Annotated in this window: 20 protein-coding genes and 1 riboswitch; of the genes, 6 read left to right on the top strand and 14 right to left on the bottom strand. The window is 64.1% G+C overall.

The window, feature by feature from the left end:
• Positions 1–5: 5 nt before the first annotated feature.
• Complete coding sequence (locus tag ACEN9G_RS15440) at positions 6–764, bottom strand: gamma-glutamyl-gamma-aminobutyrate hydrolase family protein (RefSeq protein ID WP_413336947.1); 759 nt, start codon at positions 762–764, stop codon at positions 6–8.
• Positions 765–1,021: 257 nt separating this feature from the next.
• Here ACEN9G_RS15440 and ACEN9G_RS15435 point away from each other — a divergent pair, with 257 nt between their 5' ends.
• Positions 1,022–2,476, top strand: a complete 1,455-nt coding sequence (locus tag ACEN9G_RS15435; RefSeq protein WP_413336948.1) for an NAD-dependent succinate-semialdehyde dehydrogenase — start codon at positions 1,022–1,024, stop codon at positions 2,474–2,476.
• Positions 2,477–2,576: 100 nt separating this feature from the next.
• Here the strand turns inward: ACEN9G_RS15435 and ACEN9G_RS15430 are convergent, their stop codons facing one another.
• The 9 genes from ACEN9G_RS15430 to ACEN9G_RS15390 form a co-directional block, all read right to left on the bottom strand.
• Positions 2,577–2,942: a nucleotide pyrophosphohydrolase gene (locus ACEN9G_RS15430; protein ID WP_413336949.1), complete on the bottom strand. Its 366-nt coding sequence runs from the start codon at positions 2,940–2,942 to the stop codon at positions 2,577–2,579.
• The gene (can, locus tag ACEN9G_RS15425) at positions 2,939–3,601 is read right to left on the bottom strand and encodes a carbonate dehydratase (protein WP_413336950.1); all 663 of its coding nucleotides are present in this window, start codon (positions 3,599–3,601) and stop codon (positions 2,939–2,941) included. Before can ends, ACEN9G_RS15430 begins: the two co-directional genes overlap by 4 nt.
• A gap of 94 nt (positions 3,602–3,695) precedes the next feature.
• Entirely contained in the window at positions 3,696–4,817 is a 1,122-nt protein-coding gene (gene dnaJ, locus ACEN9G_RS15420; RefSeq protein ID WP_413336951.1) for a molecular chaperone DnaJ, read from the bottom strand.
• Positions 4,818–5,076: 259 nt separating this feature from the next.
• The gene (gene dnaK / locus ACEN9G_RS15415; RefSeq protein ID WP_413336952.1) at positions 5,077–7,017 is read right to left on the bottom strand and encodes a molecular chaperone DnaK; all 1,941 of its coding nucleotides are present in this window, start codon (positions 7,015–7,017) and stop codon (positions 5,077–5,079) included.
• 92 nt (positions 7,018–7,109) lie between these two features.
• On the bottom strand, positions 7,110–7,661 hold the full coding sequence (grpE, locus tag ACEN9G_RS15410) for a nucleotide exchange factor GrpE (RefSeq protein WP_413336953.1): 552 nt from the start codon (positions 7,659–7,661) through the stop codon (positions 7,110–7,112).
• 408 nt (positions 7,662–8,069) lie between these two features.
• Positions 8,070–9,173, bottom strand: coding sequence for a ferrochelatase (gene hemH / locus ACEN9G_RS15405; protein ID WP_413336954.1), 1,104 nt, complete (start codon positions 9,171–9,173; stop codon positions 8,070–8,072).
• Between the two features lie 3 nt (positions 9,174–9,176).
• Positions 9,177–10,841, bottom strand: coding sequence for a DNA repair protein RecN (gene recN, locus ACEN9G_RS15400; protein ID WP_413336955.1), 1,665 nt, complete (start codon positions 10,839–10,841; stop codon positions 9,177–9,179).
• 31 nt (positions 10,842–10,872) lie between these two features.
• Positions 10,873–11,775: an NAD kinase gene (locus ACEN9G_RS15395; RefSeq protein WP_413336956.1), complete on the bottom strand. Its 903-nt coding sequence runs from the start codon at positions 11,773–11,775 to the stop codon at positions 10,873–10,875.
• Between the two features lie 144 nt (positions 11,776–11,919).
• Positions 11,920–12,816, bottom strand: coding sequence for a DUF3667 domain-containing protein (locus ACEN9G_RS15390; protein ID WP_413336957.1), 897 nt, complete (start codon positions 12,814–12,816; stop codon positions 11,920–11,922).
• A 108-nt stretch (positions 12,817–12,924) separates the two neighbouring features.
• Here ACEN9G_RS15390 and ACEN9G_RS15385 point away from each other — a divergent pair, with 108 nt between their 5' ends.
• The 5 genes from ACEN9G_RS15385 (at position 12,925) to ribB (ending at position 16,461) form a co-directional block, all read left to right on the top strand.
• Complete coding sequence (locus ACEN9G_RS15385; RefSeq protein ID WP_413336958.1) at positions 12,925–13,236, top strand: hypothetical protein; 312 nt, start codon at positions 12,925–12,927, stop codon at positions 13,234–13,236.
• Complete coding sequence (locus tag ACEN9G_RS15380; protein ID WP_413336959.1) at positions 13,233–14,555, top strand: PQQ-dependent sugar dehydrogenase; 1,323 nt, start codon at positions 13,233–13,235, stop codon at positions 14,553–14,555. The genes ACEN9G_RS15385 and ACEN9G_RS15380 overlap by 4 nt, the downstream gene beginning before the upstream one ends.
• Positions 14,552–14,980: an OsmC family protein gene (locus tag ACEN9G_RS15375; RefSeq protein ID WP_371767293.1), complete on the top strand. Its 429-nt coding sequence runs from the start codon at positions 14,552–14,554 to the stop codon at positions 14,978–14,980. Before ACEN9G_RS15380 ends, ACEN9G_RS15375 begins: the two co-directional genes overlap by 4 nt.
• Positions 14,981–15,080: 100 nt before the next feature.
• On the top strand, positions 15,081–15,494 hold the full coding sequence (gene gloA / locus ACEN9G_RS15370; protein ID WP_056124069.1) for a lactoylglutathione lyase: 414 nt from the start codon (positions 15,081–15,083) through the stop codon (positions 15,492–15,494).
• A 52-nt stretch (positions 15,495–15,546) separates the two neighbouring features.
• Positions 15,547–15,690, top strand: a riboswitch (FMN riboswitch).
• Between the two features lie 114 nt (positions 15,691–15,804).
• Positions 15,805–16,461 (top strand): 3,4-dihydroxy-2-butanone-4-phosphate synthase, encoded by a 657-nt coding sequence (gene ribB, locus ACEN9G_RS15365; protein ID WP_413336960.1) that lies wholly within the window; start codon positions 15,805–15,807, stop codon positions 16,459–16,461.
• A 6-nt stretch (positions 16,462–16,467) separates the two neighbouring features.
• Here the strand turns inward: ribB and ACEN9G_RS15360 are convergent, their stop codons facing one another.
• The 4 genes from ACEN9G_RS15360 to ACEN9G_RS15345 form a co-directional block, all read right to left on the bottom strand.
• Positions 16,468–17,658: a hypothetical protein gene (locus ACEN9G_RS15360; protein WP_413336961.1), complete on the bottom strand. Its 1,191-nt coding sequence runs from the start codon at positions 17,656–17,658 to the stop codon at positions 16,468–16,470.
• A 201-nt stretch (positions 17,659–17,859) separates the two neighbouring features.
• Positions 17,860–19,179, bottom strand: a complete 1,320-nt coding sequence (locus ACEN9G_RS15355; protein ID WP_413336962.1) for a TolC family outer membrane protein — start codon at positions 19,177–19,179, stop codon at positions 17,860–17,862.
• Between the two features lie 41 nt (positions 19,180–19,220).
• Positions 19,221–19,544, bottom strand: coding sequence for a rhodanese-like domain-containing protein (locus tag ACEN9G_RS15350; RefSeq protein ID WP_413336963.1), 324 nt, complete (start codon positions 19,542–19,544; stop codon positions 19,221–19,223).
• 14 nt (positions 19,545–19,558) lie between these two features.
• Positions 19,559–20,212 (bottom strand): protein-L-isoaspartate O-methyltransferase family protein, encoded by a 654-nt coding sequence (locus tag ACEN9G_RS15345; protein ID WP_413336964.1) that lies wholly within the window; start codon positions 20,210–20,212, stop codon positions 19,559–19,561.
• Positions 20,213–20,322 lie beyond the last annotated feature (110 nt).

Below are 20,322 nucleotides of genomic sequence, written 5' to 3'. Positions count from 1 at the left end.
GGGGGTCATGATGGTGTCCGTTTCTTTGATCTGTAGGCGCGGCAGGCGGCGCCGAATGCGCCGAACATCTTCATCGAATGGGGATTGTGGACGATGCGCCATTCCGGATGCCATTGCACGGCCAGCGTAAAACCGGGCGCGTCCTTCACCGAGAAGGCTTCCACGAGCCCATCTTCCGCCGTCGCTTCGACGACGAGGCCCGACGCCAGTTCGTTCACGCCCTGGCCATGCAGGGAATTCACGGGGATTTCCGGCAGACCGATGATCTGGTGCAGCATGCCGCCTTCGACGAGCTGCACCTTGTGCGCGTCGCCGTACTGCTCGTCCATGCCCAGTTCGGGATTCTCGCGGTGATCGAAGTGCCCGGGTACCGCCTGCACCGCCTGAAACAGGCTGCCGCCCAGCGCCACGTTCATTTCCTGGAAACCACGGCAGATTGCGATGATCGGGACGCCGCGTTTCACGGCCGCGCGGATCAGCGGCAACGTGGTCTGGTCGCGTGCCGGGTCCTGCGGCAGCGACGGGTCGAGCAATTCTTCGGAGTAATAGCTGGGATGAACGTTCGATGCCGAGCCGGTCAGCATGATCCCGTCGCACAGCGCGAGCATCGTTTCCAGGTCGAGCGCTTCCCCCAGCGACGGCAGGATCAGCGGGGCGCAGTCGGCACCGAGGACGACGGCGTCGACATACTTGTGCTGGGCCGCGTGGTAAGGGTGTTCACCGAAATCGCGGGTGCAAGCGGGGACGAAAACGATCGGGCGCATGGTCTCTACCTTGTAGTGAGCGCACAGGAACCATCATACGTACAAAGTGGTCCGAATGCGAGTGGCCGTTGTTTCAGATCAAGGAAACCGCGTTCCCATTGCAAACGCTTCCTGGGATCTGCTAGTCGAGCGGGTTCGCGGTTGTAACCCGTAGCAAAAGCTTAACGTCAACTGAAGAACGATGCCAACACAAACGGGGCCTTGGCGAGCATCGTGCTATGTTGTTCCCGCCCGAATGACATGACAACGAGGAACCCATGCTGAACCTCAATGATTCTTCCCTGCTGCGCCAGCAGGCGTACATCGACGGCGCCTGGTGCGACGCCGACGACGGCAAGACCGTCCCCGTGATCAACCCCGCCACCGGAGCAACGCTCGGCACCGTGCCCCACATGGGCGCACAGGAAACCCGGCGCGCCATCGATGCGGCACAGGCGGCCTGGCCCGCATGGCGCAAGAAGACGGCGCGCGAACGCGCCCTCATCCTGCGCAAATGGAACGACCTCATGCTGGACAACGCGGACGACCTGGCCGCCATCATGACGGCCGAACAGGGCAAGCCGCTGGCCGAATCGAAGGGAGAAATCGCGTACGCCGCCTCGTTCCTGGAATGGTTCGGCGAACAGGCCAAGCGCATCGAGGGCGACGTGCTGGAATCGCCCGCGCGCGACCGCCGCATCGTCGTCACGAAGGAGCCGATCGGCGTGTGCGCCGCGATCACGCCGTGGAATTTCCCGGCCGCGATGATCACCCGTAAAGTCGGCCCGGCGCTCGCGGCGGGCTGTCCCATCGTGCTGAAACCGGCGGAGCTGACGCCCTATTCCGCCCTCGCGCTGGCCGTGCTGGCGGAGCGCGCCGGCGTGCCGAAGGGCGTCTTTTCGATCGTGATCGGGGACTCCAAAGCGATCGGCGCGGAGATGTGCGCGAACCCCATCGTGCGCAAGCTCAGTTTCACGGGTTCCACGCAGGTCGGCCGATTGCTGATGGAACAATGCGCGCCGACCGTCAAGAAACTGTCGCTGGAATTGGGCGGCAACGCGTCGTTCATCGTGTTCGACGATGCCGACCTCGATGCCGCCGTCGAAGGCGCGATGGCCTCGAAATACCGCAACATGGGGCAGACCTGCGTGTGCGCGAACCGCATCTACGTGCAGAATGGCGTCTATGAGGCGTTTGCCGAAAAGCTGACGGCCGCCGTCGCGAAGCTGAAGGTCGGCAACGGAATGGAGCCGGGCGTGAACCAGGGGCCGCTGATCGAAGAAAAAGCCGTCGAGAAGGTCGAACACCACATCGCCGATGCGCTCGGCAAGGGCGCCCGTGTGCTGCTCGGCGGCAAGCGCCACCCGCTGGGACTTACCTTCTTCGAGCCGACCGTGCTGGCCGACGTCACGCCGCAGATGCTGATTTCGGACGAGGAAACGTTTGGCCCCGTGGCGCCGCTGTTCCGTTTCAAGACCGACGAGGAAGCGATCGCCCTGGCCAACGCGACGGAGTACGGGCTGGCGTCGTACTTCTACGCCCGTGACATCGGCCGCGTGTGGCGCGTGGCCGAGCAGATCGAGTCCGGCATGGTGGGCGTGAACACTGGCCTGATCTCCAATGAAGTCGCACCGTTTGGCGGGGTCAAGCAATCCGGGCTCGGGCGCGAAGGGTCGAAGTACGGCATGGATGACTATCTCGTCATCAAGTACATCTGCCTGGGCGGGATGTGATGGGCAACCGAATCGTCATGGTGCGCACGCTTTTCCATCCTGGGCGCTGACGTAGGGCGGGCAATTGAGGCCGGGGGCCTCAATTGAAAACGTGCCCGCCCTACTTTTTGTACTCGTGATACTTGCGCGCGTCGCCACGTACCTGGTCGGCCGGGTATTTGGCGCGGTTGAGCACCATCTTTTCCTGCACGGCGGCGAGCAGGTCGACGTCGAGCTTGTCCGCCAGGCGCACGAGATAGACGAGCACGTCGGCCATCTCGTGGCGCACTTCCACGAGCTTGTCCGCGCCGAGTTCGTCCGCACGGCCGTGCTGCAGCCACTGGAAGTGTTCCAGCAGCTCGGCCGCTTCCACGGTCAGCGCGGACGCGAGGTTTTTCGGCGTGTGGAACTGGTCCCAGTCACGCTCCTCGACGAACTGGCGCACGATGGCGCGCAGTTGGTCGAGCTCGCCGCCGGGCTGCGTCACTTCAGGTAGCCCTGCAGGATCTTGTCCAGCTTCGGCTGGATCTCGTCGTAGCTGCGGACGGTGACGCCGAGGTCGCGCAGCAGGCCATCATGCACGCCGTAGACCCAGCTGTGGATGGTGATGTCCTGGCCCCGCTCCCACGCATCGCGCACGACCGTGGTCTGGGCGATGTTGATGACCTGCTCGGCCACGTTCAGTTCCACGAGGCGGTTGGTGGCGGCCGTACCGGCGACATTGCCCAGGTATTTGCCGTGCTTGTCGCGCACGTCGCGCACGTGGCCGAGCCAGTTGTCGGCCAGGCCGACACGGGTGTTGTTCAGCGCCGCGCCCACGCCCGAGCAGCCGTAGTGGCCGCACAGGATGATGTGCTTGACCTTCAGCACGTCGATGGCGAACTGCAGCACCGTCAGGCAGTTCAGGTCGGAGTGGGAGACGACGTTGGCAATGTTACGGTGGACGAACAGTTCGCCCGGCGCCATGCCGACGAGTTCATTCGCGGGCACGCGGCTGTCGGAGCAGCCGATCCACAGGTATTCCGGGGATTGTTGGGAGGCCAGGTCCTTGAAGAAATCAGGATCCTCCTGGATCATCGCCGCCGCCCATTGGCGGTTGCGTTCGAAGAGGTCTGCGGCGGTGAGGCCGGTAGGGGTCTTTGCCATGACGTTTTACCTTGCTCTAAAACTTGTTTAATCGACCACATTCTGGTCAAAAAAAACCGCCGGGGCTCGCGCGCCCGGCGGTCCATCCGCTATCTTACTCGAAGAAGTCCTTCACCTTGTCCATCCAGCCCTTGCTCTGCGGGCTGTGCTTCGAACCGCCTTCGTTCGTCAGGCGGTCGAATTCGCGCAGCAGGTCTTTCTGCTTCTCGGTGAGCTTGACGGGCGTCTCGATCACGACGTGGCAGAACAGGTCGCCGGAGTAACCCGAGCGCACGCCCTTGATGCCCTTGCCCTTGAGGCGGAAGGTCTTGCCGGTCTGGGTACCTTCGGGGATCGTGAACGAGACCTTGCCGCCCAGCGTGGGCACCTCGATCTCGCCGCCCAGTGCAGCCTTGCTGAACGAGATCGGCATTTCGCAATGCAGGTCGTCGCCTTCGCGCTGGAACACGGTGTGCGGCTTGATGTGGATCTCGACGTACAGGTCGCCCGGCGGCCCGCCGTTCGTACCCGGCTCGCCGTTACCGGTCGAGCGGATGCGCATGCCGCTGTCGATACCCGCCGGGATTTTCACTTCCAGCGTCTTGTTGCGCTTGATGCGTCCGGCGCCGCCGCAGGATGCGCACGGTTCCGGGATGATCTTGCCGCTGCCGTGGCATTTCGGGCAGGTCTGCTGGATCGAGAAGAAGCCTTGCTGCATGCGCACCTGGCCGTGGCCGTGGCAGGTCGTGCAGGTGATGGGCGACGTGCCCGGCTTGGCGCCGCTGCCGTGGCAGGTGTCGCACTTGTCCCAGCTCGGCACGCGGATCGTCGTGTCGAAGCCGGCGGCTGCCTGTTCCAGCGTAATTTCCAGGTTATAGCGCAGGTCGGCGCCGCGGTACACCTGCGGGCCGGAACTGCGGCCGCGGCCGCCGCCGAAGATGTCGCCGAAGATGTCGCCGAACGCATCGCCGAAGCCGCCGGCACCGAAGCCGCCGCCCATGCCGCCGTTCGGATCGACGCCAGCGTGACCGTAGCGGTCATAAGCCTCGCGCTTTTCCGGATTGGTCAGCATCTCGTAGGCTTCCTTGACCTCCTTGAACTTCTCTTCCGCTTCCTTGTTGTCGGGATTGCGGTCCGGATGGTACTTCATCGCAAGCTTGCGATAGGCCTTCTTGATCTCGTCTTCCGAAGCGGTCTTCGCGACGCCGAGGATCTCGTAAAAATCACGCTTTGCCATTTGTCGGCACCTTGCTGTCTATCTACAAAAGAACTGTGGCGGACCAGGCTGACACCTGCGATCGCACAGCCCAAAAGGATACGAGTATACAGTGAGCATGTCGGGCTTGCGCGACTCGGCCGTAAAAACAACGGCCGAATCGCTCCCGCTGATGTTGGACACACCACAAAAAAACGAGCCGGGCACCATGAGGTCGCTTCGGCTCGGGGTTGCGGCGGCGGGGCGGGCCTTGCATCAGGTCCGCCCCGCCAGGACGTCCTTACTTGGCGTCCTTGACTTCCTTGAAGTCGGCGTCGACGACGTCGTCTTCCTGCTTGGCCGACTCGGCACCCGGCTGCTGGCCGCCAGCCTGCGCGCCCGCGGCGCCCTGCTGGGCCTGCATGTCGGCGTACATCTTCTCGCCCAGCTTCTGCGCGGCGGTCGACAGCGCAGCCACCTTGGCGTCGATCTCGGCCTTGTCGCCCGACTTGATCGAACCTTCCAGGTCGGTGATCGCGGCTTCGATCTTTTCCTTCTCGCCGGCGTCCAGCTTGTCGCCGTACTCGGTCAGGGACTTCTTGGTCGAGTGCACCAGCGCGTCGGCCTGGTTGCGCGACTCGGCCAGTTCCTTGACCTTCTTGTCTTCTTCCGCGTTCAGCTCGGCGTCCTTCACCATCTTCTGGATCTCGTCTTCCGACAGACCCGAGTTGGCCTTGATGGTGATCTTGTTTTCCTTACCGGTGGCCTTGTCCTTCGCGCCCACGTGCAGGATGCCGTTGGCGTCGATGTCGAAGGTCACTTCGATCTGCGGCGTGCCGCGCGGTGCCGGCGGGATGCCTTCCAGGTTGAACTCGCCCAGCGCCTTGTTGCCCACTGCGATTTCGCGTTCGCCCTGGTAGACCTTGATGGTCACGGCCGGCTGGTTGTCGTCGGCGGTCGAGAACACCTGCGAGAACTTGGTCGGGATCGTGGTGTTCTTCTGGATCATCTTGGTCATCACGCCGCCCAGGGTTTCGATACCCAGCGACAGCGGCGTCACGTCCAGCAGCAGCAGGTCCTTGCGCTCACCGGACAGCACGGAGCCCTGGATGGCGGCGCCGACTGCGACGGCCTCGTCCGGGTTCACGTCCTTGCGCGGATCCTTGCCGAAGAACTCTTTAACTTTTTCCTGCACCTTCGGCATACGGGTCATGCCGCCGACCAGGATGATGTCGTCGATGTCCGAGACCTTCACGCCCGCATCCTTGATGGCGATGCGGCACGGTTCGATGGTCTTGGCGATCAGTTCCTCGACCAGCGCTTCCAGCTTGGCGCGGGTGATCTTGAGGTTCAGGTGGACCGGCGCGCCGTTCGCCATGGCGATGTACGGCTCGTTGATCTCGGTCTGCTGCGACGACGACAGTTCGATCTTCGCGCGCTCGGCCGAAGCCTTGATGCGCTGCAGCGCGATCGGGTCCTTCGACAGGTCGAGGCCGTTGATCTTCTTGAACTCGTCGATGATGTAGTCGATGATGCGCTGGTCGAAGTCTTCACCGCCCAGGAACGTGTCGCCGTTGGTCGACAGCACTTCGAACTGCTTCTCGCCATCCACGTCGGCGATCTCGATGATCGACACGTCGAACGTACCGCCGCCGAGGTCATACACGGCGATCTTGCGGTCGCCCTTGTCGGTCTTGTCCAGGCCGAATGCCAGCGCGGCCGCGGTCGGCTCGTTGATAATGCGCTTGACGTCCAGGCCGGCGATGCGGCCGGCGTCCTTGGTTGCCTGGCGCTGCGAGTCGTTGAAGTACGCCGGGACCGTGATGACGGCTTCCGTCACTTCTTCGCCGAGGTAGTCTTCGGCAGTCTTCTTCATCTTGCGCAGCACTTCGGCCGAGATCTGCGGCGGAGCCAGTTTCTTGTCGCGCACACCGACCCACGCGTCGCCGTTGTCGGCCTTCGTGATCGTGTACGGCATCAGGCTGATGTCCTTCTGGACTTCCTTCTCGTCGAATTTACGGCCGATCAGGCGCTTGACCGCGAACAGGGTGTTCTTCGGGTTGGTGACGGCCTGGCGTTTCGCCGGCGCGCCGACCAGGATCTCGCCATCTTCCTGATAAGCGATGATCGAAGGCGTAGTACGGGCGCCTTCCGCGTTTTCGATGACCTTGGGCTGACCATTTTCCATGATCGCCACGCAGGAGTTGGTGGTGCCCAGGTCGATACCGATGATTCTGCCCATAATATTTTCCTTTTTAGTACTAAGTTTTCAGATGTGTCGAATATTGGGAAATGTCGCGTAGTTTCAAGAGCTTATTCAGCCTTGCAGCAACATTATTTCGGTGCGGCGGCGGTCACGATGGCCGGGCGCAGCAGGCGGTCGGCGATCATGTAACCCTTCTGCAGGACGGCCACCACGGTGTTCGCTTCCTGGTCGGACGGCACCACGGCCACGGCCTGGTGCTTGTTCGGGTCGAGCTTGTCGCCCGGCTGCGGCATCACTTCGACCAGGCGGTTCTTCTCGAACGCGGCGGTGAGCTGCTTCAGGGTCATCTCGACGCCTTCCTTGATCGATTCGACCGTCGGCGCTTCGACTTTCAGCGCCATCTCGAGGCTGTCGCGCACGGGCACCATGGCCTCCGCGAAGCTTTCGATGGCGAACTTGTGGGCCTTGCTCACATCTTCCTGGGCACGGCGGCGGATATTGTCCGCCTCGGCCTTGGCACGCATGAAGGCATCGTGCATCTCGGCCAGCTTGGCTTCGGTGGCGCTCAGCTGTTCTTCGAGGCCGGGCTCGTTGGCCGGTGCGGCCTGCGCTGCCGCGGGTGCAGCCGCATCGGCGGCTTCCGGCTGATTGCTCACCTCTTGGTTTTCTTGGTCTTGCATCGAAAAAACTCCTGAAATCAAGGACTTGGCTGATTGGTTGGACGACTGTTGCAGTCACACAGCGCCCCATATTGGGCATTCGCCTACATTTTCAAGGGGACACAGAACTAATATGCAGATGTGCGTATTCTTTTGTTACAAGATTTACTTGCTCGTAGTCACCATCGACAGCCAGCCGTTCTACTATCGTGTCGTTAAGACATCCGTCTATCGACACGATGGGAAAGAACATGAAACTGCATCTGATCAGCGGCGCCGTGCTCATCTACACCCTGCTTGCGCTGGCTGCGATCTGCCTGGCGGAGCTCGGGGCGGCGCCGCAAAACGTGGCATTCTAACATCCCATCGGTGGTGAGCCGTAGGGTGGGCACCATGTGCCCACGCGGACGCCGGCGAACCGCATACGCCCTACGCGCCCAATTTCACGGCGTGTGCGCGCGCGATTTCCGCATCCTTGCGCTGCGCCTCGCGTTGCACGGGCGTGAGCATCGTCGGCCAGCCGATCAGGTGCTGTTCGGCAATCTCGGCCATGCCGACGATCCAGGCCGGATTGTCGTTCAGGCACGGAATGTAGTGATAATCCTGGCCGCCGTTCGATTCGAAGTCGTGGCGGACTTCCATGTTGATCTCTTCCAGCGTCTCCAGGCAGTCGCTGGTAAAACCGGGACACAGGACGTCGATCCGCTTGATGCCGTCCTTCGCCAGCTGCTGGACGGTCGGCGCCGTGTACGGCTGCAGCCATTCGGCCTTGCCGAAGCGCGACTGGAACGTCACGATGTACTGCTCCGGCGTCAGGCGCAGGCGTGCCGCCAGCAGGCGCGCCGTGCGGTGGCATTCGCAGTGGTACGGGTCGCCGAGCAGCAGCGTGCGCTTGGGCACGCCGTGGAAACTCATCACCAGCTTTTCGCCGCGGCCGTGCGTCTCCCAGTACGTCTCCACGGACGCGGCCAGCGCGTCGATATAGCCCTCGTGGTCGTGGTAGTGCTTCACGAGGCGCAGTTCGGGGATGTTGCGCACCTTCTTGAAGTGGTCGAAGACGGCGTCCCAGATCGACGCGGTCGTCGTGCCGGAGTATTGCGGATACGCGGGCAGCACGACGATGCGCTCGACGCCGCGCGCTTTCAGTTCGTCCAGCACGTCCGGCAGCGCGGGCGAGCCGTAGCGCATCGCCATCGCCACGTCGACGTCGTGGTGGCCGCGCTGTTCGAGCAGCGCCTGGAGCTGGTTCGCCTGCCGTTCCGTGTAGACCTTCAGCGGTGAGCCTTCGCGGCTCCAGATCGTCGCGTATTTTTTTGCCGACTGCCCCGAGCGGAACGGCAGGATCGCGAAGTGCAGGATCAAATTCCAGACTGCGCGCGGAATCTCCACCACACGCGGGTCGGACAGGAACTGCTTCAGGTAGCGGCGCACCGCGGGCCGCGTCGGCGCGTCGGGCGTGCCGAGGTTGACGAGGACGATGGCACTCTTCGCGACGGTGCCGTGCTCGTGCACCGGTTCTTTGTTGAATGCCATGGGTCAGGAAGCCAATAGCTCGCGCGCATGCTTGCGCGTGGTCTCGGTGATCTCGATGCCGCCCAACATGCGCGCCACCTCTTCCACGCGGGCCTTGTTGTCGAGCACGTCGATGCGCGACACGGTCTTGCCGCCATCCGTCGTGCCCTTGGCGACCTGGAAGTGCTGGTTCGCCTGGCTCGCGACCTGCGGCAGGTGCGTGACGCACAGCACCTGCCGGCTCTGGCCCAGGCGCTTCAGCAACCGGCCGACGACTTCCGCCACGCCGCCGCCGATGCCCGTGTCGACCTCGTCGAAGATCAAGGTCGGCACCGTCGTCGCGTTCGCCGTGATGACGGAGATGGCCAGCGAGATACGCGCCAGTTCGCCGCCCGACGCCACCTTGGCCAGCGGCCGCGGCGCGACGCCCGCGTGGCCGGCCACGAGGAACTCGACCTGCTCGCAGCCGTACACGGCCGGCTCGCACGGGTTCAGCGCGACGACGAAGCGTCCGCCGCTCATCGACAGTTCCTGCATCGCTTCCGACACCTGCGACGACAGCCGCTGCGCCGCCTGCGCACGCGTCGCGGACAGCTTTTGCGCAGCCGCCATGTAGACGGCCTTCGCCTTCTCTTCCTGCTTGCGCAGGCCGTCCACGTCGCTCGCGTCGGCCAGTTGCTGCAGCTTGGCCTTCAGGGTCGCGTGTTCTTCCGGCAGTTCTTCCGGCGTCACGCGGAACTTGCGGGCCGTGCTGTGGATGGCGTCCATGCGCCCATCGACCTGCGACAGGCGGTCCGGATCGAGCTCGACCTTGTCGACATAGGTGTTCAGCGCGTACACGGCTTCCTGCAGCTGGATGCGCGCCGGCTCCATGCAGTCGAGCACGGCCTGCAGGTCCGCGTCGACACCCGCGAGCTTGGACAACTTCAGGTTCAGCGACGACAGCTGCGACAGGATCGGTTGTTCCGATTCCGACAACGCATTCAGCGCTTCCTGCGCGCCTTCGATCAGGCTCGCCGCATGCGACAGGCGGCTGTGTTCATTCGTGATCTCGGCCCACTCGCCCGGCTTCACCGCGAGTTTATCGAGCTCGCCGACCTGCCACTCGAGGCGCTCGCGTTCCAGCAGCACGTTCTTCGCGTTGGTCTCGAATTCCTCGCGCTGGCGCGCCAGCGCCTTCCACGCTTTATACGCGCTCGCGACTTCCTGCACCTGCGCAGTCGCACCCGGGTCGCGCACGGCGACCTGGTTGTCGAGCAGCGCGCGCTGGGCATCGAGTTTCAATAGCGACTGGTGCGCGTGCTGGCCGTGGATGTCGACGAGCAGCTCGCCCAGTTCGCGCAGCTGGCTGGCCGTCGCCGCGATGCCGTTGATGTAGGACTTGGAGCGGCCGGCGTTGTCGATCACGCGGCGCAGCAGCGCGCCGCCTTCGTCGGTTTCGAACTCGTTCTGCTCCAGCCAGATGCTCGCGGCCTGGGTCAGCGCGAAGTCGGCGCTGATGTCGGCCTTGGCCGCGCCTTCGCGCACCATGCTTGCCTCACCGCGGCCGCCGAGCGCGAGCTGGAGCGCGTCGATCAGGATCGACTTGCCGGCGCCGGTCTCGCCGGTGAACACCGTGAAGCCGTTCGAGAACTCGAGCTCGATCGTATCGACGATGACGAAGTCGCGGATGGTCAGTGTGCGCAACATGAAGAAACAGGTCTCCTGATGGATGCTGGATTTATTTGAGCTTGCCGTCACCGGACGGATATTCGTTCCAGTGCAGCTTCTCGCGCAGGGTGTGGTAATAGCTCCACCCTTCCGGATGCAGGAAGGTGATGGTGTTGGGCGAGCGCGAGATCATGATCTGGTCGCCGTGCTGCAGGCTGGTGAAGGTCTGCATGTCGAAGTTCACGCTGATGTCGCGGCCGTTGATGATCTCGACGACGATGTCGCTCGTGTTCGGCACGACGATCGGGCGGTTGGACAGCGCGTGCGGCGCGATCGGCACCAGCACGATGCCGGCCAGCGTGGGATGCAGCAGCGGGCCGCCGGCCGACAGCGCGTACGCCGTCGACCCGGTGGGCGTCGAGACGATCAGGCCGTCCGAGCGCTGGTTGTACATGAACGTGCCGTCCACCGTGACCTTCAGCTCGGCCATGCCGGCGCCCGAGCCGCGCGCGACGACGACGTCGTTGACGGCGACGGAGCAGTGAATCTCGACGCCGTCGCGCACGACGCGCGCCTCCAGCAGCGAGCGTTCCTCGGCCTTGGCCTTGCCGCTGAGGATCTCGCCCAACGCGGGCAGCATGCGGTCGATGGGGATGTCGGTCATGAAGCCCAGGCGGCCCTGGTTGATGCCGATGAGCGGCACGCGGTAGCGCGCGAGCTGGCGGGCGATGCCGAGCATCGTGCCGTCGCCGCCGACGACGATGGCGGTGCCGCAGTGCGCGCCGATCTCGTCGATGGTCATGGCGGCCACGCCGGCGACCTTCACGTGCCCCGCCGTTTCCTGCTCGAACACGACGCGATAGCCGGCCCCCTGCAGGAAGTCGACGATGGCCTGCACGGGCTCGTCGATCCCGGCCGTGTTGTGCCGTACGACGAGCGCGATGGTTTGTTGCGATTCAGGCGTCACGGACATACGACTCTCGGCAGCAGGTGTTAGGGAGACAGAAGATTAACCGATTCGCCCGGCTTCTGCACTATCGCAACTCAGCAAATACTGTACAAACGCACAGTATAGTTGGGCGGATGGACTTCCGGCAAGCGGACAGTCGAGCCCGCTTCAATGCAGGATGCCGAATGCGAACGCGGCGCCGATCGCCACCCCGACCCCGGTCACGTGCAGCGCCATCAGCACGAGCCAGCGCACGCCGGTCACCAGGCGCGAGCCGCCGTACACGCGCCGCATCGCGACAGGGGTGTAGAGCAGGAGCCACGCCCACAGCACGAAGGAGACGATGCCGACGATATCCGGCACCACCATCAGCAGGGTCAGCGCCAGGAATGCGAACGCATTCACGTGCAGCGCGAACAGCAGGTGTTCGCCGTAGCGCCGTCCCGATCCGAGATACAGGATCTTGAGGTACAGCGCGAACAGCGGCATCATCAGGAACACGGCATACGGCACGTAGCTACCGAAGGCCGTCCGCATCACCTTGTCCCGCTCCGCCGGCGACATCCTCGCGAACCGGTCCGCCTGCTCGCCCCAGTGCTCGTTGACGCTGCCGATGCTCTTGCGCAGGTCCACCGTCCCCTCGGCGATTTCACCCGGCGCGTCTTCGCGCACCAGGCCGCCCTGCCTGTCCGCCTGGCCGTGTGCGGCAACCGGCGCATGTCCCTGCCCGGCCGGTGCCGGGACCTGGTCGTGGCCGCCGTATTTCGCGATCGCGAAGAAAATCAGGCTGAACGTCAGGTACAGGCGCAGCGGCTGGATGTAGCGCACGCGGCGGCCATTGATGTATTCCAAAGTCAGCTGCCCCGGACGGAACAAAAGCAGCAGCAGCGACTTCCAAAGCTTGCCTTCCAGCGCGACGTAATGGCCGATGAACTCGTGCAGGAACTCGCGCGTGCTGGGCGGATGCAGGACCGTTTCCTGGCCACATTCGTGGCAAAAATTACCGGAAACGATGGCCCCGCAGTTCGGGCAATCGCTGGCGGTGTCGTGAGAATGGTTTGTCATATGAACCAGCATGTTAAACAGTTCATTGCAAAAAAGCATCTTCCAATTGCGCGACCGCCTTCGATTCGAAGGATTAGGATTTAATCAATTGAATCGAAGGAGGTTGCTATGGTGCAGGAAGAAAAAGACCGCGTCGTGAACACCGACCGGAAGATCGAGGAGCAGAGCTACAAGCGCGAACCGCACGAGCGCGACGAATCGCCGGACGGGCAAGGCGTCAGGCCGCGCGGCATCATGAAGCAGGCGGCGGAAGATCTCGAGCAAGGCCTCGTCGACACCGATGCGCGCGCGACTCCGGGCGCCAGCGAAGCCGTGAACCCGGCACCGGGCGCCACGGGCCAGGCCAACCCGCAGCCCGACCGCCACCGCGACATGCGCGACCACGATTCGACCATTCCGGACGGAGGGCAAAACCGATGACACCACGTGCCAGGCTTGCGCTCCTGATCCTTCCTCTGCTGGGCGCCGGCATGGCGCACGCCCAGCAGTATCCCGTCGGCTGGGGACCGAATCCGGCCCTGCCGGCACCCGAAAGATCGCTGATCCCGACCATCAACATCGCCGAGGCGGACGCATGGCCGCAAGGCACGCGCCCGACGCCGGCCGCGGGCCTGGCCGTCACCGCGTATGCGACTGGCCTCGACCATCCGCGCTGGCTGTACGTGCTGCCGAACGGCGACGTGCTCGTCGCCGAGAGCAACAAGCCCGGCAATGCGCCCAAGGAAAAAGGCATACGCGCCAAGGTGCAGGGACTGGCGCAGAAGAAGGCGGGCGCCGGCGTCGAGTCGCCCGACAAGATCATCCTGTTGCGCGGCTTCAAGCCAGACGGCACGGCCGATACGAAGACCACGTTCATGCAGGGCCTCACGTCGCCGTTCGGCATGACCCTCGTCGGCAACGAGCTGTACGTCGCGAATGCCGACGCGCTGTGGAAGTTTCCGTATAAATCCGGCGAGACGAGCATCACGGCCAAGGGCACCAAGGTGCTCGACCTGCCCGCGGGGATCAACCACCACTGGACGAAGAACGTCGTCGCCTCGCCCGACGGCAAGAAGCTGTACATCACGGTCGGCTCGAACAGCAACGTGGCCGAGAACGGCATGGAGATCGAAAAGGGCCGCGCCGCCATCTGGGAATACGACCTCGCCAGCGGCAAGTCGCGCATCTACGCGAGCGGCCTGCGCAATCCGAACGGGATGGACTTCCAGCCGCAGACGAAGGCCTTGTGGACCGTCGTCAACGAGCGGGACGAACTGGGCAACGACCTCGTGCCGGACTACATGACGGCCGTGAAGGACGGCGCGTTCTACGGCTGGCCGTACAGCTATTACGGCCAGCACGTCGACACGCGCGTCAAGCCGCAGAATCCCGGCCTCGTCGCGAAAGCGATCCCGCCCGACTATGCGCTGGGCGCGCACACCGCGTCGCTGGGCCTGGCGTTCTACGACGGAGATCTCTTGCCGCAATTCAGGAACGGCGCGCTGATCGGCCAGCACGGCTCGTGGAACCGCAAGCCGCACTCCGGCTACAAGCTCGTGTTCGTGCCGTTCACCGACGGCAAGCCGAGCGGTCCGCCGCAGGACGTCCTGACGGGCTTCCTCGGCAAGGACGAGCACGCGTACGGGCGCCCGGTCGGGGTCGCGGTCGACCGGACCGGGGCCATCCTGCTGGCGGATGACGTCGGCAACATTGTCTGGCGGATCACTCCGGCCGCCACTAACCAGGGAGCAAAACAATGATCAAACGGAAGGGAAGCGCCGTCTGGAGCGGCGGACTGAAAGATGGCAAGGGCACCGTGTCCACGCAGAGCGGCGTCCTCGACCAGGCACAATACGGCTTCAACACCCGCTTCGAAAATGGCGCGGGCACGAATCCGGAAGAATTGCTGGCGGCCGCGCACGCCGGCTGCTTCACGATGGCGTTGTCGGCCCAGCTGGGCGAGGCCGGCATGACGGCGCAGAAGCTGGAGACGACGGCCACCGTGTCGCTGGACAAGGCCGACGGCGGCTTCGCGATCCCGGCCGTGCACCTGGAGCTCGTCGCCACGATTCCCGGCGCGAGCGAGGAAGCGTTCCAGGAAGCGGCGCGCAAGGCCAAGGAAGGGTGTCCGGTGTCGAAGCTGTTCAATGCGAACATCACGCTGGACGCGAAACTGCAAGCGTAAACACAGGGCGTGCCGCATCGCGCGGCACGCCTGCACAAATCCTTTCAAGCGCATAGAATTCCTGCTTTCCCTCCCAATCAACAAAGCAACAAGGACAACCATGCGCCTCCTGCACACCATGCTTCGCGTCGGCGACCTGCAGCGCTCCATCGATTTCTACACCAAGGTGCTCGGCATGAAACTGCTGCGCACGAGCGAGAATCCGGAATACAAATACACGCTGGCCTTCGTCGGCTACGGCAACAATCCGGACCATGCGGAACTCGAGCTGACCTATAACTGGGGCGTCGACAAGTACGACATGGGCTCGGCCTACGGCCACATCGCGATCTCGGCCGACGACATCTATAAAACCTGCGACCAGGTCCGCGCGGCCGGCGGCAACATCACGCGCGAGCCGGGCCCGGTCAAGGGCGGCACGACGGTGATCGCCTTCATCACCGATCCGGACGGCTACAAGGTCGAACTGATCGAGCGCGCCGACAACGCCGGCGGCGGCGGCCTCGGCAGCTAATTACCCACCCTGCTACAATCACCGCGCCCGTTTCGCGACGGGCGACAATTTAATACGTCTTCGGGGCGGGGTGAAATTCCCCACCGGCGGTATGGCCATCACGATGGCCGAGCCCGCGAGCGCCTGCGGTTGCAGGGTCAGCAGACCTGGTGAGATGCCAGGGCCGACGGTATAGTCCGGATGAAAGAAGATGTGCGTCATCATGCGTACGCTGTGCCGCCAGGCATGGGCGTGCGCGTCGTTTCGCTTTGCCCTGATGCGTTTTTCGCTTTGCGCCTTTGTGTGCCAATTTTTTGCGAGGAGCGTCTCAATGACCACCCAAACTTTTACTCTATATAGCGAGGATCTCGACGGCCGCATCGCCGCCGCCCTCGATGCCACCCGTGCGGGCATTCCCGTGATCCTGCTCGACGATTTCGACCGCGAGAACGAAGCGGACCTGATCGTCGCGGCCGAAAAACTGACCGTCGCTTCCATGGCGCTGATGATCCGCGAATGCAGCGGCATCGTGTGCCTGTGCCTGTCGGCCGACAAGATTCGCGCGCTCGACCTGCCGCCGATGGCGGCGGACAACGGCAGCCGCTACGGCACGCCGTTCACCGTCTCGATCGAAGCGCGCGACGGCGTGACCACGGGCGTGTCCGCAGCCGACCGCGTGACGACGATCCGCGCGGCCATCGCGCCGGATGCGAAGCCGTCCGACCTCGTGCGTCCGGGCCACGTGTTCCCACTCCGTGCCAACCCGGCCGGCGTGCTGGGCCGCAAGGGCCACACGGAAGGTTCCGTCGACCTGGCCGTGCTGGCCGGCCTGCAGCCGGCGGCCGTGTTGTGCGAGCTGATGAACGAGGACGGCACGATGATGCGCGGCGACGCCATCGAACGCTTCGCGCGCGAACGCGGCTTTCCGATCCTCACCATCGCCGAGCTGATCGCCTGGCGGTCGCGCAACGAGCAGCAAGCCGCGTAGACCGCCTCACTTCCTGGGCTTGAGCAATGCCAGGCCCTGGTTGGTGCGCACGACGATGTAGCCGTCGTCGGCCACCGCCAGCGCGTGCACGAGCACGAGGCCGGCCGGCGGCGCATGGAGGCGGTCGTTCAGGTCGACGAGGCCGTCCCTGCGGGTCCAGGACACGGCATGCGCCTCGGTCGCCGTCGCGGACGCACCGACAACGAGGCCGCTCGCATTGATCGCCTCCGCGGTCGAGAAATTGCCGCCCGGGAGAGCGCCGATGCTCGTCATGGTCGTGCCGTCGTGGACGAAGCCGCGGTTGCTGCCGTCGGCAGTTGCGGAAATGCCGATGACGAGGCCCGCACCATTGATCGCAACGGCTTCCGCGCCGGCGCCGCCGAGCGTGCCGATGTCGCGGATCTTGCCCAGCTCGTACAGGAACGCCCCGATCGGCCCCTCGCCGTTGCGGAACCAGCCCGTGACCTGGCCGGCATCGTTGATGTCGACGGCCACGGAATTGCCGACCGGCGAGCCGAGATCGACCAACGGTCCGCCCGTGCGGCTGTCGTACAGGAAGGCGTGGAACCAGGCATTGCCCGGGCCGTACGAATAGCCCACCACCACGCCCAGGTTGTTCAGCCCGTTTCCGAACGAATTCCCGCCGAGCGAACCGAGGTCGTTCAGCTTCTTGCCGTCGTACAGGAACGCGTGGGTCTGCCCGGCGGCCGTCGCCGCCCAGCCCGTGATCTGGCCGCAATGGGTGATCACGGTGCCTTCGGATTCGCTGCCGCCGAGCGTGCCCAGGTCGTGCATGGTGCCGTCGTACAGGAAGGCATGCACGAGGCCGGCCTTTGTCGTGGACCAGCCCGTCACATGACCGCAGGCGTTCACTGCCATGGCCTGGGAGAAATCGCCGCCGAGCGTGCCCAGCCCGATCGTCTTGCTGCCGTCGTAGAGGAATGCGTGCGCGACGCCGTCCGCGCCGCGCGACGTGCCGGCGACGATGCCGCCGTTCGCGATGCCGCGGCGCGTGACCTCGCCATACGCGATGCCCGGCAGGCCGATCGGGATGACGTCGTAGGTAGGTCCCGTGTCACCGGGACCGGGCCCGGGCCCGCCCGGATTGCCGTGATGGTGGCCACCGCCGCAGGCGGTCAGCGTCAGTGTGAATGCGAGCGCAGCGGCGGATGCGGATGCGCGGGAGAACGTGAACATGGCGACCTCGCTTTCGAATGGTTCACGCTTGAGTGTAGGAGTGCGTGTCGCGCGAGTTCGATGAATGAGGAGCTTGCTTGGGGCGTCTCAAGCGAGATTTTCGAGGGCAATAAAAAACGGCGCATCGAGCGCCGTCTTTTCAAACCGGGGTCAGAGCCCGTTTTCAGGAAATTGCCAAAAATCGGGCTCTGACCCCGGTGTTCAAGGCTGCTGCAGCAACGCGTTGATCGGCTGCAGGTCTTCCTCGCGCAGCGAACCCGCCGCGGCCTTCAGCTTCAGGCCGGCCAGGATCGTGTTGTAGCGCGCCCGCGCGAGGTCGGTGCGGGTCTGGTACAGCTGGCGCTGCGCGTTCAGCACGTCGATGTTGATACGCACGCCGACCTGGTAACCGAGCTTGTTCGATTCCAGCGCGGAATTGCTCGACACTTCGGCCGCTTCCAGCGCCTTCACTTGCGCGAGGCCGCTGTTCACGCCGAGGAACGATTGGCGCGCCACCAGCGCGGCGTTGCGGCGGTTCGCTTCCAGGTCGTTGCGGGCCTTGTCTTCCAGCGCGATCGATTCGCGCACCTTGCTCGTCACTGCAAAACCGTTGAAGATCGGGATGCTGTACTGGATGCCGATGGAGTTGCTCGTGGTCTTGCCCGACTGGATCGTCTGGCCATTGACGTCGCGGTGCAGCGACGATGCGACGAGGTCCACGGTCGGATAGTGGCCGGCGCGGTTCTTCGAGATGTCGCGCTTGGCCGATTCCAATTGCAGCTGGGCCACGGTCACGGCGTAGTTCTGGTTCTCGGCGGCGGACACCCACTGGTCGACGTTGATCGGCTGCGGCGCCGTCAGGGACACGCCCGTGCGCAAGGTCGCCAGCGTGGACGGCGGCGTGCCGATGATGGCTTGCAGCGCCGTCTTCTTGGTTTCCAGATCGTTGACGGCAGCAATTTCCTGAGACACCACGAGGTCGTATGCGGCCTGCGCTTCATGGGTGTCGGTGATGGTCTGCGTGCCGACTTCGAAGTTGCGCTTGGCGGAAGCCAGCTGCTCGGTCACGGCGACTTTTTGTGCGCGCGTGGATTCCAGCGTGTCCTGGGCGGCCAGCACGTCGAAATAGGCTTGCGCGACGCGCGTGATCAGGTCCTGCTGGGCCTGGGCGAACTGTGCTTCGGAAATGGCTTGCGACAGCTTGCTCTGCTGGTAGGTTTGCCAGCGGTCCCAGTGGAACAGCGGCTGCTGCAGGGTCACCTGGATCTCGTTGGTGCGCAGGTTGCTGCCGGGGCTCGGTACGTTGTTCCACGGGTCGGTGCTGCTGTTGTTCTTGGTGATGTCGCCATTGATGCCGACGGTCGGCAGCAGGCCGGCTCGCCCCTGGGTGATACGTTCGCGACCCGCCGCGGCGGACGCGCGGGCGCTGGCATATGTGGCGTCGTTCGCCAATGCCTGCTGGTACACCTGGATCAGATCGGCCGCCTGGGCATTGAGCGAAAACGCGCTGGCCAACAGTACGGCGATGAGGGGCTTCTGCATTACTTTCTCCGTCGGAGTCATCAATAGTTAAGGACGCAGAGTCAATACTTCGGCATCGAAGGGTCGACCTGCACGGCCCAGGCGTGTATCCCGCCTGTAAGGTTGGTAATGTTGCTGAATCCGTTGCGCTCCAGGAAGGCGGCCACCTGCATGCTGCGTGCGCCGTGGTGGCACACGCAGACGATGTCCTGGCCGTCGTCCAGCTCGCTCACGCGGATCGGAATCAGGTTCATCGGGATCTGGGTCGAGCCTTCGAGATGGCAGGTCTCGAATTCCCAGTTTTCCCGAACGTCGAGCAGCAGCGGCTGCGGACGCGACGAGTCGGCCAGCCAGGCGGCCAACTCGGGGGCGGTAATGTGCTGCATGCGTCGTTCGCCTCTCAGAACTGGAAGTGCGACGGCACCGGGGCGCCCGTCAGGTAGCGCACGTTGGTCTCGAACACCTTGACCGTGCTGTAGGCGTTGTCGCCGGTACGGGTGATGATCGAGGCTTCCATCACCGGTGCCTGGCCGACGATGGCGGCGATGCGGCCACCCACCTTCACCTGCTTCAGGATCGCTTCCGGCAGCACTTCCAGCGCGCCCGAGATCACGATCACGTCGTACGGCGCACCTTTTTCCCAGCCCTGGGCGCCGTTGCCGACTTCGACGGTCACGTTGTGGACGCCGGCATTGGCCAGGTTCTTCTTGGCCTGTTCCGCCGTTTCCGGATTGATTTCCACGGTGGTCACCTTGGCGGCGCGGTGCGCCAGCAGGGCGGCCATGTAGCCCGAACCCGTACCGATTTCCAGCACGGTCTCGTGCTTCTTCACACCTGTTTCCTGCAGGATGCGCGCCTCGAACTTCGGCGCCAGCATGGCGTCACCGCCCGGCAGCGGGATCTCGACGTCGGCGAACGCCAGGTTCTGGTACGCTGCCGGCACGAACTGTTCGCGCTTGACGACGTGCAGCAGGTCGAGCACATCCTGGTCCAGCACGTTCCACGGACGGATCTGCTGTTCGATCATGTTGAAGCGGGCTTGTTCGATATTCATCTTTAGACTCGGTGGGAAAATAAATAATCCGATATTTTATCGTTGAACGGCTTCAGCAAACATATCTTAACGACATGGGGCTGAGTGCCAGCGGAAATTGCGACAGTCTG

Source organism: Massilia sp. Masssp94 (assembly GCF_059491305.1).
Note: the sequence above shows the minus strand (reverse complement) of the source record. Positions and strands in the feature narration are given on the sequence as shown.